The following is a 16,741-nucleotide window of genomic DNA, read 5'->3' on the forward strand; positions in this document are numbered from 1 at the left end:
TGATTATTGTTAAAAAAGTCCCGCAAATTGGTGCTGGAAGTGTTAAGCTCTCATTTACGGAAATGTTTCCGTGGTAGTTACAACTTGATCGCAATCCGCTAACCGGTGAAGCCGTGTCGCGGAAGGTTTTAACCCACTACAAACTCGGGATACCCGATGAAAGGTGAGCAATATGATGCAGTCCTACAGAGGTAGTTCTTATCTCTTTGGCGGTAACGCGCCCTACGTAGAAGAACTCTACGAAGCCTATCTTGAAAACCCAGCTTCTGTCTCAGACTATTGGCGTGAATATTTTGACAATGTTCAATTAGTGCCAGCTGTTGATGGTTCAACCAAACACGATGTACCTCATGCCCCAGTGGTCAATGCTTTTGCACAACGTGCCAAGCAAGGTCCGATTCGTGTCATCAATGACTCTGCCGATTCAGAACTAGGTCGCAAACGCGTTGCTGTTCAACAACTCATCGCTGCTCACCGCAACGTTGGTAACCGTTGGGCCGATTTAGACCCACTCAAGCGCACTGAGCGCCCAAATATTCCAGAGCTAGATCCTGCCTTCTACGGTTTGGGTGATGCTGACATGGACATCGTATTTAATACCAGCAACACATTCTTCGGCAAAGACAACATGACTTTGCGTGAGTTGTTGCAAAACTTGCGCCAAACATACTCAGGCACCATCGGTGCTGAGTTCATGTACATCACTGATCAAAAGATCAAACGTTGGTGGCAAGAAAAATTAGAAGCTGCGAGATCAACTCCAAGCTTCTCACCAGAAAAGAAAAAACAAGTTCTTGAGCGCTTAACAGCAGCTGAAGGCTTAGAGCGTTACTTGCACACAAAGTATGTGGGTCAAAAGCGTTTCTCATTAGAGGGCGGTGAAAGTTTCATCGCTTCGATGGATGAAGTGATCAAAGTGGCTGGCTCTGCCGGTGTACAAGAAATCGTGATCGGTATGGCTCACCGCGGTCGTTTGAACGTGTTGGTGAACACCTTGGGCAAGATGCCTAAAGACTTGTTCGCTGAATTCGATCACACAGCCCCAGAAGATTTGCCTGCTGGTGACGTGAAGTATCACCAAGGTTTCTCAAGCGACGTCACAACTCCTGGCGGTCCTGTGCATTTGTCATTGGCGTTCAACCCATCTCACTTAGAGATCGTGAACCCAGTGGTAGAAGGTTCAGTGCGTGCGCGTATGGATCGTCGTGGCGACACAACAGGTTCTCAAGTGATGCCAATCTTGGTACACGGTGACGCAGCGATTGCTGGTCAAGGTGTGGTTCAAGAAACATTGGCGATGGCTGAGGTTCGTGGTTACTACACTGGTGGCACGATTCATATCGTGATCAACAACCAAATCGGTTTCACGACATCAGACCCACGCGACTTGCGTTCGACTCTTTACTGTACAGACATCCTCAAAACAATCGATGCACCTGTGTTGCACGTGAACGGTGATGATCCAGAAGCAGTGGTGTTCGCTACTCAGTTGGCTGTTGAATATCGCAACACCTTCAAAAAAGACGTGGCGATCGACATCATCTGTTTCCGTAAATTAGGTCACAACGAGCAAGACACTCCAGCCTTGACTCAACCTTTGATGTACAAAAAGATTGCACAACATCCTGGTACTCGTAAGTTATATGCTGACAAGCTAGAAGCCCAAGGCGTATTGCAAGCTGGTGGCGGTGATGAAATGGTCAAAGCCTATCGCACAGCGATGGATGCTGGTAAGCACACAGTAGACCCAGTGATTTCTAACTTCAAAGGCAAGTACGCAGTTGATTGGTCTCCATTCCTAAATAAGAAATGGACAGACTCAGCGGACACAGCGATTCCTTTGGCTGAGTGGAAGCGCTTGGCAGAACGTATTACAAAAGTGCCAGAAGGCTTTAAGCCACATAACTTGGTTGATAACGTATTGAACAATCGTGCGGCCATGGGTCGTGGCGAAGTCAACGTTGACTGGGGTATGGGCGAGCACATGGCGTTTGCTTCATTGGTGGCGAGCGGTTACCCGATTCGTTTATCAGGTGAAGACTCAGGCCGTGGCACATTCACACACCGTCACGCAGTGATCCATGATCAAAATCGCGAAAAGTGGGACACAGGTACTTATGTGCCTTTGGAACACGTTGCAGAAGGTCAAGCCAATTTCACTGTGATCGACTCAATTCTTTCAGAAGAAGCTGTTTTAGGTTTTGAATATGGTTACGCAGCAGCAGAACCAAACACTTTGACTATTTGGGAAGCCCAGTTCGGTGACTTCGTGAACGGTGCTCAAGTGGTGATCGACCAGTTCATCGCCTCTGGCGAAGTGAAGTGGGGTCGTGCCAATGGTCTAGTTCTTATGTTGCCTCACGGTTATGAAGGTCAGGGTCCTGAGCACTCATCAGCACGTCCTGAGCGTTTCATGCAGTTGTGCGCTGACATGAACATGCAAGTTGTTCAGCCAACCACTGCTTCACAAATCTTCCATTTGTTGCGTCGTCAGATGATCCGTCAGTTCCGTAAGCCGTTGATCATCATGACTCCAAAATCTTTGTTGAGAAACAAAGACGCCACATCACCAGTTTCAGAATTCACCAAAGGTGAATTCAAAACAGTGATCGGTGAATTGGATGAGAGCATTGATCCTAAGAAAGTGACCCGTGTGGTTGCTTGCTCAGGCAAGGTTTATTACGACTTGGTAAAAGCTCGTGAAGCTAAGAAACAAACTGATGTGGCATTGATTCGTGTAGAACAGTTGTATCCGTTCCCACACAAAGCATTTGCTACAGAAATGAAGAAATATCCAAAAGCGACTGAAATTGTTTGGTGTCAGGACGAGCCACAAAACCAGGGTTCATGGTTCTTCATTCAGCACAACATTCACGAGAACATGACAGAGGGTCAAAAATTGGGTTACTCAGGTCGCCCAGCTTCAGCCTCTCCGGCTTGTGGTTACGCTCACTTGCATCAAGATCAACAAAAATCTTTGATTGAAGGCGCGTTTGCCAAACTCAAAGGTTTTGTACTCACTAAATAATCAGTTAATAACACTAACAATTACTCAATAGAGAATAAGGGAAAAAGAACATGGCTATCGTAGACGTCAAAGTTCCACAATTATCAGAATCAGTTGCAGAAGCAACTATGTTGACTTGGAAGAAAAAAGCCGGTGAAGCGGTTGCTCAAGATGAAATCTTGATCGAAATCGAAACCGACAAAGTGGTGCTTGAAGTACCAGCGCCTTCAGCCGGTGTATTGGCTGAAATCGTGGTGGGTGATGGCGGCACAGTGGTTTCTGATCAAGTGATTGCAAAAATTGACAGCGCTGCTAAAGCTGCTGCTGCACCTGCAGCGGCCGCTCCTGCTCCTGCAGCTGCACCAGCCGCAGCTCCTGCTGCTGCGCCAGCAGCCGCTGCATCAGCCAGCGCTAAGGCAATGCCTTCAGCAGCTAAGTTGATGGCAGAAAACAATCTATCTGCTGCTCAAGTGGGTGGTTCAGGTAAAGATGGTCGTGTGACCAAAGGTGATGTTCTTGCAACATTGTCTGGCGCAGCACCAGTTGCTAAAGCAGCTGCTGCACCAGCGGCACCGCAAGTGAACATCGGTAATCGCCCAGAAGAGCGCGTACCAATGAGCCGTTTGCGTGCTCGTATTGCTGAGCGCTTATTGCAGTCTCAACAAACCAATGCCATTTTGACTACTTTCAACGAAGTGAACATGGCTCCAGTGATGGGCATGCGCAACAAATACAAAGACCAGTTTGAAAAAGAACACGGTACTAAGTTAGGTTTCATGTCTTTCTTCGTTAAAGCAGCTGTGCACGCTTTGAAGAAATACCCGGTCTTGAATGCCTCAGTTGATGGCAACGACATCGTTTATCACGGTTACTTTGACATTGGTATCGCCGTTGGTTCACCACGTGGTCTAGTGGTACCTATTCTGCGCGATGCTGATCAAATGAGCTTGGCTGATATTGAAAAGAAAATTGCTGAATTTGGCGTTAAAGCACGTGATGGCAAATTAACACTTGATGACTTGTCAGGTGGTACTTTCTCAATCTCTAACGGCGGTATCTTCGGTTCAATGTTGTCTACACCGATCATCAACCCACCACAGTCAGCTATTTTGGGTATCCACGCTACCAAAGACCGTGCTGTTGTTGAAAACGGTCAAGTGGTGGTGCGCCCAATTAACTATTTGGCGATGTCTTACGACCACCGCATCATTGACGGTCGTGAAGCTGTATTAGGTTTGGTTGCAATGAAAGAAGCGTTGGAAGATCCAGCACGTCTTTTGTTAGACCTTTAATCCATACAGTCAAAGACAAAGAGAAATAGGGAAAAATTATGAGTCAAAATTTTGACGTAGTTGTCATTGGCGGTGGCCCTGGTGGTTACATCGCTGCGATTCGTGCCGCTCAATTAGGTTTCAAAGTAGCGTGTGCTGAAAGCAATCCATATGACGATCCAAAAGGTGAGCCACGTTTGGGCGGTACTTGTTTGAACGTTGGTTGTATTCCATCAAAAGCATTGTTGGCCAGCTCTGAAGAGTTTGAGAACATCGCTCATCACATTGGTGATCACGGTATCAGCGTTAAAGATGCCAGCATCGATGTGAAAAAGATGATTGCTCGCAAAGATGACATCGTTGGCAAGATGACAGGTGGCATTCAGTTCTTGTTCCGCAAAAACAAAATCACTTTGTTAAGAGGCCACGCTTCATTTGCAGGCAAGGGCGCTGATGGTTACCAGATCAAAGTGGACGGTAAAGACGCTGGCACAGTAACTGCTAAAAACGTCATCATCGCCACAGGTTCTAAAGCCCGTCATCTACCAGGCATGCCTGTTGATAACGAATTGATTTGTGACAACGAAGGTGCTCTCAAGTTTGGCGCCACTCCTAAGAAATTAGGCGTGATTGGTGCTGGCGTGATTGGTCTTGAGTTGGGTTCAGTCTGGCGTCGTTTGGGTGCTGAAGTCACGATCCTTGAAGCATTACCAAGCTTCTTGGGTGCTTGTGATGAAGGCGTTGCCAAAGAAGCTCACAAACTATTCACCAAGCAAGGCTTGAAGATCAATTTGGGTGTGAAGATTGGTGAAGTGAAAGCATCTAAAAAAGGTGTGTCAGTGGCTTATACAGACAGCACTGGTGCAGCTCAAAAACTTGAATGTGATCGTTTGATCGTGTCAGTGGGTCGTGTACCAAACACTGAAGGTTTGAACCTAGAAGCCATCGGCTTAAAAGTGGATGAGCGCGGTTTCATTCCAATCGATAACCACACATGCGCTACTTCAGCTCCTGGTGTATACGCTGTGGGTGACGTGGTGCGTGGACCGATGTTGGCACATAAAGCTGAAGACGAAGGTGTCTTAGTGGCTGAAGTGATCGCTGGTCAAAAACCACACATTGATTACAACTGCATTCCTTGGGTGATCTACACATCTCCTGAGATTGCTTGGGTTGGCAAAACTGAACAGCAATTAAAAGCTGAAGGTCGTGCTTACAAGCCAGGTCAGTTCCCATTCGCGGCCAACGGTCGTGCCTTGGGTATGGGCTCTGCTGATGGTTTCGTGAAAGTGTTGGCTGATGCTCAGACTGATGAGATCCTTGGTGTTCACATTGTTGGTGCGGCAGCCTCAGACTTGATCGCTGAAGCCGCTGTAGCGATGGAGTTCAAAGCAGCCGCTGAAGACATCGGTCGCGTTTGCCATCCACACCCAAGCTTGTCAGAAGTCGTGAGAGAAGCAGCATTGGCGACTGACAAACGTGCACTGAATATGTAATGCATGTGATGTTGCTTTATCAAGAGTGACAAATTGGGGATCGATAAACGCTATTGGTTTATAGATCCCCAAATTATTTATACAGACAGCATTTTTTTAGATAGTACTTACTAGAAAGCAATCACGCAGATAAATCATGAAAATGAAAGTCGTTGATTTTTACAAACAAGAATTGGTCAAGCGAGGCTATGGCAGCGATCCTGCACAACAAGCCGCGATTGATCGCTTGCAAGTATGTCAAGATGAATGGTTTGCCTACAAAGAAGTGCGCAGTAATACCCTGAAAAAAATGGTGCGCTTTCCAGATCTTCCTCGTGGTGTTTATCTATGGGGTGGAGTGGGGCGCGGAAAATCATTTTTGATGGATTGCTTCTACGAAGCATCTCCTCTGGAGAAGAAAACCCGTTTGCACTTTCATGAGTTCATGCGTGAAGTTCACCGAGAGCTTCAAGACCTCAGAGGTCAAGCAGACCCATTGGATGCCTTGGGTAAAAACATCGCCAAAAAATACCGTTTGATTTGTTTTGATGAGTTTCACGTGAGCGATGTGGCTGATGCAATGATCTTGTACAAATTGCTTGAAGCCTTATTCAAATACCGCGTGCAATTCATCATGACGTCCAATTACCGTCCTGATCTTCTTTACCCAGATGGCTTGCATCGTGACCGTCTCTTGCCAGCGATTGCTTTATTGCAAGAAAAGCTCGATGTGATGAACGTTGATGCAGGCATCGACTACCGTCAAAAAGCGATGGAACAGGTTCAGGCCTACTACACACCTTTGGGTGCAGAAACTGCGAAAACCATGGATGCAGTTTTTAACAAAATTGCTGAAGCGCACGATGAGGAAAACTCAACTCTTTTTATTGAATCAAGAGAAATCAATGCCGTGCGCAGAGCCGGTGGCGTAGCTTGGTTCAACTTTAAAACTTTGTGTGGTGGCACAAGATCTCAAAACGATTATCTAGAGATCTCTAATCTGTTTCACACGGTACTACTATCAGAAGTGCCACACATGCCACCCAAGATGTCGAGTGAGGCGCGTCGCTTCACTTGGTTGATCGATGTCTTTTATGACCATAAGGTCAAACTCATCATCTCGGCCGAGGTAGCAGCAGAATTACTCTACACCGAAGGCCCTATGGCCAATGAGTTCCACAGAACCGTGTCACGCATTGTTGAGATGCAGTCCAAAGAGTACCTTGAGGCGCCTAGGCGCATCGTTGATACCAGTCTGACTTAGGTCTGACTTAGGTCTAACTTAGTTGATCCTTAATCTCAAAGCATTGCCGCCAATAGGCAAGTAAAATAGACGCATGCACACACTCAATGCCGATTTGCATTGCCACTCCGTTGTTTCTGATGGGACTTTGACCCCGGAAGCTCTGGCTTGTCGTGCCCATGCCAATGGCGTACAAGTATGGTCTTTGACCGACCACGATGAAGTGGGTGGTCAAGAGCGCGCCAAAAAAGCCGCCGAAGATCTGGGCATGAAATACATCTCTGGTGTTGAAATCTCAGTGACCTGGTGCTCACAAACAGTTCACATTGTTGGTTTGGGGATTGACCACACCAACGCCGCTTTGATTGAAGGCCTTTATCAGACCAGAAATGGTCGATCCAAGCGAGCCCAAGAGATTGCAGCACAACTCGATCAAATCGGCATTAAAAATGCCTACGAGGGTGCTTTGCAATTCGTGGGTAATCCTGAACTTATTTCAAGAACGCATTTCGCACGATTCTTGGTGGATTCTGGTGTTTGCAAAGACACCAATGAAGTATTTGCCAATTATTTAATAGAAGGTAAACCTGGCTATGTGGGCCATGAATGGGCCAATTTAACCGACGCCGTCAATTGGATCACCCAAGCGGGTGGTATTGCCGTGATAGCCCATCCAGGGCGTTATAACTACACCAGCTTGCAGTTAGACGAGCTTTATGGCCAGTTCAAAGACATGGGCGGCCGTGGCATCGAAGTGGTCACTGGTAGCCATACCAAGGACGAGTACAAAACATTTGCTAAAGTAGCACTACAGCATGGTTTTTTGGCTTCCAGAGGGTCTGATTTTCATAGTCCCACTGAGAGCCATGTAGATTTGGGCACCTTGCCAGATCTGCCATCACAATTACAACCTGTTTGGTTGGAGTTTCAATAAGAGATATATGTTTTCTGAACGAGTTTTATCAGGTATGCGCCCAACCGGCGCTCTGCACTTAGGTCACTATCACGGTGTTCTTAAAAATTGGTTAAAGCTTCAAGCTGAATACCCATGCTATTTCTTTGTGGCTGATTGGCATGCTTTGACCACGCACTATGAAACACCAGAGGTGATTGAAAAATCCGTTTGGGACATGGTCATCGATTGGTTGGCAGCTGGTGTTGATCCAACTCAAGCCACCTTGTTCATTCAGAGCAAAGTGCCAGAGCACGCAGAACTATTTCTCTTGTTAGCCATGGGCACACCTTTGGGTTGGTTGGAACGTGTACCGACCTACAAAGATCAAATTGAAAAACTCAAAGAAAAAGATCTTCAGACTTATGGTTTCTTGGGCTATCCATTGCTACAAGCCGCAGACATCTTGATCTACCGCGCACAACACGTGCCAGTGGGTGAAGACCAAGTGCCTCACGTAGAAATGACCCGTGAAGTAGCGCGTCGTTTTAATCACTTGTATGGTCGTGAACCAGGCTTTGAAGAAAAAGCTTTGGAAGCAGCTAAAAAATTAGGCAGTAAGCGCACCAAGTTATACCTTGAGCTCAGAACCGAGTATCAAGAAAAAGGCCATGAAGAAGCACTAGAGCAGGCTCGTGCGGTATTGGCTGACGCACAAAGTTTATCAATGGGTGACCGTGAGCGTTTGTTCGGTTACTTAGAAGGTTCAAGAAAAATTATTTTGGCTGAGCCGCAAGCGCTCTTGACGCAAGAGTCACGCATGCCTGGTTTGGATGGCCAAAAAATGTCCAAGTCTTATGGCAACACGATTGCTCTGCGTGAAGACGCTGCATCGGTTGAGAAAAAAATCAAAACCATGCCAACTGATCCAGCCCGTATTCGTAAAACGGATGTGGGTGATCCAGCGCGTTGCCCAGTGTGGCAATTGCATGCGGTGTATTCCAGCGACGAAACCAAAGCTTGGGCAGAAAAAGGTTGTAAGAGTGCCGGCATTGGTTGCTTGGAATGCAAACAACCTGTGATCGATGCGATTCTCAAAGAGCAACAACCGATGATGGAACGTGCTCAAACTTATTTGGACGATCCAAGTTTATTGCGCGCCATCATTGCTGATGGTTGTGATAAGGCTCGCAAATCTGCTCAAGAAACGATGCGCGATGTGCGCGAGGCCATGGGACTTGATTACAGTTAAGTCGCACCAAGAGTTGAGTGTTCCAGCTTCGGACTGGGTACAAACTCACGCTTCGAAGATCAAAGCCGGTGGACGTGTCTTGGACTACGCTTGCGGCAGTGGTCGCCATGCGGTTTGGTTGGCCAAGCAAGGCTTTCAGGTGATGGCGATCGATCGTGATTTGGCCTCTTTGCAGCAAATCAAGAGTAGCCATCCTGATCTGGCCATCCAAACAGAAGCCATTGATCTAGAAACCGATGCCTGGTCATTGAGCCATTTAGGCCAATTTGACGCGGTGATTGTGACCAATTACCTCTACCGTCCTTTTTTGCAAAAATTGCCTAATTTATTGAATTCTCAAGGGGTTTTGATCTACGAAACCTTTGCCATTGGCAATGAAGCCTTTGGTAAACCCAGTAATCCTGACTTTTTATTAAAACCCAATGAACTGCTCGGCTTTGCCTCAAATATGAGGGTTTTGGCCTATGAGGACCTCACGGTCACTCAGCCTAAACCCGCTTGTGTGCAGAGAGTCTGTGCTGTTCCGCTACAATCAAAAACATGACTAAATTAGCTAAAAATATCTCAGGAAGTTTGGTGGCCATTGTCACGCCCATGCACGCCGATGGCAGTCTAGATTTGCCTGGTTTGCGCCAGTTGATCGATTGGCATATTGAGCAGGGCACCGATGGCATCGTGATCGTTGGTACCACTGGTGAATCTCCAACTGTTTCAGTTGAAGAGCACTGTGAACTGATCAAAGTGACCGTTGAACACACGGCTAAACGTATTCCAATCATTGCGGGCACTGGTGGTAATTCAACCAGCGAAGCAATTGAGCTCACAGAGTACGCAAAAAAAGTGGGTGCCGATGCCAGTTTGCAAGTCGTGCCTTATTACAACAAGCCAACACAAGAAGGCATGTATCAGCATTTCAAAACAATCGCTCAAAAAGTTGATCTACCAGTCATTTTGTACAACGTGCCAGGTCGCACGGTGGCAGACATGGCCACAGAGACCACAATTCGTTTGGCCAAAGTGCCAGGCATTGTTGGTATCAAAGATGCGACGGGCAATCTTGATCGCGGCATTCAGTTGATCGCTGGTCTAGAAGAGGCGGGTTGTAAAGATTTCGCGGTTTACTCTGGTGATGATCCAACAGCCTTGTTGCTGATGATGATGGGTGGTCGCGGCAATATTTCTGTGACAGCCAACGTGGCACCTAAATTGATGCATGAGCTGTGCGTGGCTGCCATGGCTGGTGATGTGGCACGTGCCAAAGAAATCCAATTCAAATTACTGCCGGTTCACAAAGCCATGTTTGTAGAAGCCAACCCAATTCCGGTGAAGTGGGCTTTAACCGCTATGGGCAAAATGAAGCCAGGGATTCGTCTACCACTCACAACTTTGGTAGGCAGTGCTCAAGAACAAGTCAAGCAAGCGCTGATCGGCGCTGGCTTAATGTCTAAATAATCGTTCGATAACTTAGGAAAACTTATGCGTCGCATATCAATTAAATCAAGCGTGCTACTGATGTCAGTTTTAGCAACTGGCGTCTTGACCTCTGCTTGCACCAGCACGTTTTCTGGTGACACCATTGATTACAAATCTGCTGGCGAAAAGAAGGGCCCTAATTTGGCATTTCCACCAGACATGACCGCGATGGGTGGTGACAAGCGTTACGTGGTGCCTGATGGCGGTGCAACACTATCTGGTTACAGCACAGCTGTTAAAAACAAACCAACAGGCAAAGAAGCTGTATTGCCAGCAGTGTCTGGCATGAAGATCGAACGTGAAGGTAATCGTCGTTGGTTGGTGGTTTCAAAGCCAGCCAAAGATTTGTATCCAAGCGTGCGTGAGTTCTGGCAAGAGACTGGCTTCATTCTCTTAACTGATTCACCAGAGACCGGCATCATGGAAACTGATTGGGCAGAAAATCGTGCCAAGATTCCTCAAGACATCATTCGTCGCACCCTTGGTAAAGTTTTAGATTCTCTTTACTCTACTGGTGAGCGTGACAAGTTCCGCACACGTTTAGAAGTTAACAGCAAAGGCGACACTGAGATCTATATCACTCACCGTGGTGCTACTGAAGAATTAACAGGTAATGACAAGTCTCAAACCATGTGGACCAATCGTCCGAATGATCCTGAATTAGAAGCTGAATTCTTGGCTCGTTTGATGCAGCGTTTGGGATACACCGAAGATGCTGCGCGCGCATCAGTGGGTCAAAAATCAACAGTGGCTGCTAATGCACCATCTCGCTTGAAGAAAGACAAACAGCCACGTCTTGAGTTCGCTAGCAACTTTGATCGTGCTTGGAGAGAAGTGGGTGTTGGCTTGGATCGTTCAAACTTCACCGTTGAAGACCGTGATAGAAGCAAAGGTATTTACTACGTGCGTTTTGTGAACACCAATGACCTATCACCAGAGACCAACAAGAGTTTCTTCGCTAACTTATTCAGCAAGAAGAGTGCCGATGAGTTGAAAAAAGCGAAACGTTACCGTGTACAGGTTAAAGATGTTGCTGGTAATGTCACTGTGACCGTTCAAGATGAAAAAGGCGCGAACGAACTAGGTGAAACAGCTGTTCAAATCTTGACACTTTTGGATCAGCAGATCGGTCGCTGATTAGAAGTTCAAAATAGCAAAAGCTAAAAACAGCAGACGCTAAAACAGCAGGCAAAAAAAAGACCACCCGAGGGTGGTCTTTTTACTTCTGAAGAAGAATTACTTCTTAGCAGGTGCTGGAGCAGCTGGAGCAGCTGGAGCAGCTGGAGCAGCAGCAGGAGCTGCAGCAGGAGCAGCTTCAGGAGCTGGAGCAGCAGCAGGAGCTACAGGAGCTGGAGCTTCTTTTTTGCCGCAAGCAGCCAAAGAAATTGCCAACAAAGAAGCGATTAATAGTGATTTTTTCATTTTGTTTTCCTTAAAAGATTAGCTAATCATCTAACGGTGATTTAGACCGGGTGCCTTCATTATTAAAACTAATGCACCGACGATGATTATAAATAAAAATGCGCAAAATACTAGTGATAACCCTAATCTTGATCAATTAATATCCAGGCTGAGCTGTAGGCCTCAAACCAAGGGCTATCAACATCCTTGATCAATTTCACTAACTGTTGGCACTTGGCGGGGCTCAAAGATTGCTCTTGGGCTAATGCCAGCCAGAAAGCCCAATCAGCCTCTTCGGAATCGCTCAAACTCTCGCCATTGAGGTAGAAAAAGTCATGATCGTGCAGGGCTTTTGATTGAGGGGATAGCTTAAGTCCTTGTTGTGCAATCATTTTTTTGAAAGCATGCAAATCCAACTGACTGCTAGGAGCATCAAAGACCGTTTGAGGTTTTGGTTCGCTCAGGATGCTGGCCAGTGTGCAAGAAATATCACTATTGCTCCAGCGCAAGCCATTTAAGTGCTTAGACACTGCTGCAACCAGGTCTTTGGGTACTGCGTTGGTATCAAGAGTGGCAGGCTGCTTTGGATCGGTATATAACTGGCAAAGCTTTGGATCATTCTCGAGGGCCTCGGTGGTGCGCCAAAGAATTTCACTGATCAACTCTTTATAAGTTGGTGCTCTGAAGCCAATCGACCAAGTCTGGCAACCAGCATCCAATGCCAAGCCATCATGAGCGATGTTGGGTGGTAAATACAGCATGTCGCCAGGCTCTAAAACCCAATCTTGGGTGGGTTCAAAGTGTTTCAAGATCTTGAGTGGCAAACCTTCTTTTAAGCGCAGATCTTTTTGTCCTGAAATCTTCCAATGACGACGACCAGCCATTTGTAACAAAAACACATCATAAGAATCCACGTGCGGACCGACGCCACCATGCTTGCCTGCGATGCTGATCATCAAATCATCTAAACGAGCTTCAGGAATGAAGCGAAACCAAGACATCACTCTTTCAGCGATTGGATGATGGGCGTTGACACCTTGCACCAACAAAGTCCATGCATCCTTCTTTAAAGATGGAATGTCTTTTGGTTTGAAGGGTCCTTTTTTGAGTGACCAGGGTTTGCTTTGAATCAATCTAGATTCAACGGTTTTTTGTCTGGCGAAATCACTCAAATCTGCCATTGAAATTGGGCTTTCAAGTTCCAAGCCAGACTCTCTTGCCAGTTGAAACGCTGGGATGGCGCCACGCACTAGGAGGGGCTTCTTTTGCCAATACTCTTGCATGAAGGTCACAGGACTCATGCCACCCAAGAGAGCCCAAGGCTCTTGTATTGGGAGGGGTTTGGGAGCCTTTGGGGCTTTATAAAGGGCTTTGTGGCCGGTTTTGGATTGAGTTGTCATAGGAAGATTATGACCTGCTTGGGTGGACTCACGTAAAATACATATTATGAAAGTACAAAAGAATACTATTGTTTCACTCAAATACCGTTTGACTGATGCTCAGGATAATTTGATCGAAGAATCAGCTGGCCCCATGATTTATCTCCATGGTGGCTATGACGGCACCTTTCCAAAAATAGAAGAAGCCGTGGATGGCCACGATGTTGGTTACGAGACCACGATTCAGTTGGAACCTGCTGATGCTTTTGGTGATTATGACCCTGAGTTACTCAAAATTGAACCGCGCTCAAGATTCCCTGAGCCTTTAGAAGTGGGCATGCAATTCGAAGGTCTGTTGGATGATGATCAAACGCCTGTTGAAGAAGAGGACGACGATGATCCTTTGATCTACACAGTCACTGATTTAGCAGAAGACAAAGTGGTCTTGGATGGCAACCATCCTTTGGCTGGTTTGGCATTGAAGTTTTGGTTGGTGGTGTCAGATGTGCGTGAAGCCACCGAAGAAGAGCTAGAAGATGGTCACCCACAAGGAGCCTTTGGTCTTGATGTGGATGATGAATCAGACATGGACATTGACGAAGAGCCACCAGCACCACCTGTGGTTCAGCGCCCAACGCTTCACTAAGCCTTCACTAAGTCTTCACCGAGCCTTCACTGATTATTTAGCTAGATCTTTTTAAGCTGTACAAGAGATCAAGAGCTTCTTTAGGGCTGAGGTTGTCCGGTTGAATCTCATTCAACTGTTTTAGGACAGCCAAAGCCTTTTCTATTTCCCTGGCTGTTTCCTCATCAGCACCAGATCCACCTGTATCAGCAGAAAAATCTTGGCTGAACAAATCAACTTGCGCACTCTCTTGATTGGCGTGCTCTTCTAAGCGACGCAAATGCTGACGAGCATCTTTGATCACTGCTTGAGGAACGCCCGCTAGCTGAGCCACTTGTAAACCATAACTCTGATTCGCATGACCCTCTTTGACAGTGTGTAAAAACACAATGCCTTGACCTTTTTCAACGGCACTCAAATGAACGTTGGCACACTGCGGATATTTACTTGGCAAAGATGCCAGCTCTAAATAGTGCGTTGCAAATAAAGTCCATGAACGATTCTTTGTGAGCAAATGTTGTGCGATCGCCCAAGCCAATGCCAAACCGTCAAAAGTGGAAGTACCTCTTCCAATCTCATCCATCAAGACCAAAGAGTGTTCGGTGGAGCGATGCAAGATGGCAGCGGCTTCAGTCATCTCAACCATGAAGGTTGAACGACCGCTGGCCAAATCATCGGCTGCACCAATGCGTGTGAAAATTTGATCAACCACACCAATGCGCGCATGTTTGGCTGGAACGTAAGAACCCACGTATGCCAACAAAACAATCAATGCTATTTGTCGCATATAGGTTGATTTACCACCCATGTTCGGACCAGTGATCAACAGCATGCGTCTGCTTTGATCAAAGCGCACGTCGTTTGGTGAAAAAGATTCTGAACGTTTGGCCAACTGAGCTTCAACCACAGGGTGGCGACCCTCTTCAATCGCAATGCCAGCATCCTTGCTGAACTCTGGACGTGACCAACCCAAGGTTTGAGCACGTTCACCGAGTGTGGCTAAAACATCTACCTGGGCCAATGCCAAACCCATTGATTGGCATGCTTGCACGTGGGCTTGTAATTGCACCAACAACTCTTCGTAAAGTTGTTTCTCTAAAGCAAAGCTGCGCTCCTTAGCAGACAAAGCTTTGTCTTCAAAAGCCTTGAGCTCAGGAGTAATGTAACGCTCAGCATTTTTTAAAGTTTGGCGACGACGATAGTTATCGGGCACTTTGTCTGTTTGACCGTTGGTCACTTCAATAAAAAAGCCGTGTACTTTATTGAACTCAACCCGCAAATTGGCAATGCCAGTTCTTTCTCGTTCGCGAGTTTCTAAATCTAATAAAAATGCGCCGCAGTCATCACTCAAGCGACGCAGTTCATCTAACTCAGAGTTGTAACCATCAGCGATCACGCCACCTTCTCTGATCACCACGGATGGTTCTACTGCGATGGCTGCTTGTAACAAAGCCAAGACAGGGGGAGGGGATGCCAAGGTCTTAGCCAAAGAGGTCAGCAAAGAACTTTTTTGAGCCAAGCCATCCAAAGTCTTGGCGAGTTGAGGAAGATTCGCCAATGTGTCGCGCAGACTGCTCAAATCCCGTGGGCGAGCACTGCCCAAGGCCAAGCGCGTGCTGATGCGTTCAATATCAGCGACGCTTCTTAAAGTTTGACGCAATTCATCTAAAACAAAGGCATGCTCAATCAATGTGCCAACCGCCACGTGACGCTCACTAATCACGGCTTGATCACGCAATGGGTGATGCAAGGTGTGTCGCAATAAACGACTGCCCATGGCACTAGAGCAAGTGTCTAATAAAGACAACAAGGTGGGCTCTGTTTCACCGCGCAGTGTTTCTGTTATTTCTAAATTGCGGCGCGTAGCTGCATCAATGCCAATGTAGTTCTGATCTTCTTCTAATTGGCATTGCAAGATATGTGGCAATTTGCCCTGCCAACCCAAACCTTGCGTATTGGCGCCGTAGGCCAAGACAGCAGCAACTGCGGTGAGTGTTGGGCCAAATTTTTCTGCATCATCAATGCCCAAGCTTTGCAAATTGCTCATATTGAAAAGCTCTAAAAGGCGACGTTGACCTTCATCAGCTGACCACACCCAATCCGGGATTGTGTGACCCGATAAATGAACTTCTGATGCGCTCGATGCTTGCAATGCTTCTTTGATAGAACTCTCTGTGCCGAGAGGGCACAACAATTCTGCCGCACGAATGCGATAAATGTAATGAGCTAATTCATGAGGAGCGCATTGTGTGAAACGCAATTGACCGCTGGTGATCGTCAGCCATGCCAAACCCCACATCTTTTTGCTTGGAACAATCGCCAACAATGGTGCATCTTCCAAATCATTCATCAATGCTGAATCTGTCACGGTGCCTGGTGTGATCACGCGCATCACGCGGCGTTCAACAGGACCTTTGGATGTTGCAGGATCACCGACTTGTTCAGCAATCGCCACAGACTCACCGGCTTTGACGATCTTGGCCAAATACTGTTCGGCAGCATGGTAGGGGATGCCTGCCATTTTGATCGGTCTGCCAGATGATTGACCACGTTGGGTCAGGGTGATGTCTAAGAGGCGGGCTGCTTTTTCAGCATCTTCAAAGAAGAGCTCATAAAAATCACCCATCCGAAAAAATACCAAGGAGTGCGGGTGCTCAGCTTTGATGCGCAGAAATTGCTGCATCGCTGGCGTGTGCGTTGCCAACTCCTGCATAGTCATTAAT

The 16,741-nt window shown here is 46.9% G+C and carries 13 protein-coding genes; 10 read left to right on the plus strand and 3 right to left on the minus strand.

The window, feature by feature from the left end; all coding sequences use genetic code 11:
- The first annotated feature begins 172 nt into the window (after window positions 1–172).
- The 9 genes from ICE88_RS07250 (at window position 173) to bamC (ending at window position 11,750) form a co-directional block, all read left to right on the plus strand.
- Entirely contained in the window at window positions 173–3,028 is a 2,856-nt protein-coding gene (locus ICE88_RS07250; protein ID WP_216251133.1) for a 2-oxoglutarate dehydrogenase E1 component, read from the plus strand.
- Between the two features lie 50 nt (window positions 3,029–3,078).
- Window positions 3,079–4,299: a 2-oxoglutarate dehydrogenase complex dihydrolipoyllysine-residue succinyltransferase gene (gene odhB, locus ICE88_RS07255; protein WP_089516013.1), complete on the plus strand. Its 1,221-nt coding sequence runs from the start codon at window positions 3,079–3,081 to the stop codon at window positions 4,297–4,299.
- Window positions 4,300–4,337: 38 nt separating this feature from the next.
- A complete protein-coding gene (lpdA, locus tag ICE88_RS07260) occupies window positions 4,338–5,774 on the plus strand; it encodes a dihydrolipoyl dehydrogenase (protein ID WP_216251135.1) in 1,437 nt (478 codons plus the stop codon).
- A 142-nt stretch (window positions 5,775–5,916) separates the two neighbouring features.
- The gene (gene zapE / locus ICE88_RS07265) at window positions 5,917–7,017 is read left to right on the plus strand and encodes a cell division protein ZapE (RefSeq protein WP_216251948.1); all 1,101 of its coding nucleotides are present in this window, start codon (window positions 5,917–5,919) and stop codon (window positions 7,015–7,017) included.
- Between the two features lie 73 nt (window positions 7,018–7,090).
- Window positions 7,091–7,930: a 3',5'-nucleoside bisphosphate phosphatase gene (locus tag ICE88_RS07270; RefSeq protein WP_216251137.1), complete on the plus strand. Its 840-nt coding sequence runs from the start codon at window positions 7,091–7,093 to the stop codon at window positions 7,928–7,930.
- Between the two features lie 7 nt (window positions 7,931–7,937).
- Window positions 7,938–9,140 carry a tryptophan--tRNA ligase gene (locus ICE88_RS07275; protein WP_216251139.1) on the plus strand — a complete coding sequence of 401 codons (1,203 nt, stop codon included), beginning with the start codon at window positions 7,938–7,940 and terminating at the stop codon, window positions 9,138–9,140.
- 13 nt (window positions 9,141–9,153) lie between these two features.
- Window positions 9,154–9,684, plus strand: a complete 531-nt coding sequence (locus ICE88_RS07280; RefSeq protein ID WP_255535256.1) for a bifunctional 2-polyprenyl-6-hydroxyphenol methylase/3-demethylubiquinol 3-O-methyltransferase UbiG — start codon at window positions 9,154–9,156, stop codon at window positions 9,682–9,684.
- Window positions 9,681–10,592, plus strand: a complete 912-nt coding sequence (gene dapA, locus ICE88_RS07285) for a 4-hydroxy-tetrahydrodipicolinate synthase (protein WP_216251143.1) — start codon at window positions 9,681–9,683, stop codon at window positions 10,590–10,592. The genes ICE88_RS07280 and dapA overlap by 4 nt, the downstream gene beginning before the upstream one ends.
- Before the next feature lie 24 nt (window positions 10,593–10,616).
- On the plus strand, window positions 10,617–11,750 hold the full coding sequence (bamC, locus tag ICE88_RS07290) for an outer membrane protein assembly factor BamC (RefSeq protein WP_255535257.1): 1,134 nt from the start codon (window positions 10,617–10,619) through the stop codon (window positions 11,748–11,750).
- A gap of 99 nt (window positions 11,751–11,849) precedes the next feature.
- Here the strand turns inward: bamC and ICE88_RS07295 are convergent, their stop codons facing one another.
- Together ICE88_RS07295 and ICE88_RS07300 are read right to left on the minus strand one after the other, a co-directional pair.
- A complete protein-coding gene (locus ICE88_RS07295; RefSeq protein WP_216251145.1) occupies window positions 11,850–12,035 on the minus strand; it encodes a hypothetical protein in 186 nt (61 codons plus the stop codon).
- Window positions 12,036–12,157: 122 nt separating this feature from the next.
- Window positions 12,158–13,414 (minus strand): cupin domain-containing protein, encoded by a 1,257-nt coding sequence (locus ICE88_RS07300; RefSeq protein ID WP_216251146.1) that lies wholly within the window; start codon window positions 13,412–13,414, stop codon window positions 12,158–12,160.
- 46 nt (window positions 13,415–13,460) lie between these two features.
- Between ICE88_RS07300 and ICE88_RS07305 the strand changes: the two genes are divergently transcribed.
- The gene (locus ICE88_RS07305) at window positions 13,461–14,039 is read left to right on the plus strand and encodes a peptidylprolyl isomerase (RefSeq protein ID WP_216251149.1); all 579 of its coding nucleotides are present in this window, start codon (window positions 13,461–13,463) and stop codon (window positions 14,037–14,039) included.
- Between the two features lie 37 nt (window positions 14,040–14,076).
- Here the strand turns inward: ICE88_RS07305 and mutS are convergent, their stop codons facing one another.
- The gene (gene mutS, locus ICE88_RS07310) at window positions 14,077–16,737 is read right to left on the minus strand and encodes a DNA mismatch repair protein MutS (RefSeq protein ID WP_216251152.1); all 2,661 of its coding nucleotides are present in this window, start codon (window positions 16,735–16,737) and stop codon (window positions 14,077–14,079) included.
- Window positions 16,738–16,741: the final 4 nt, after the last annotated feature.

Source organism: Polynucleobacter sp. AM-26B4 (assembly GCF_018882285.1).
Classification (GTDB): domain Bacteria; phylum Pseudomonadota; class Gammaproteobacteria; order Burkholderiales; family Burkholderiaceae; genus Polynucleobacter.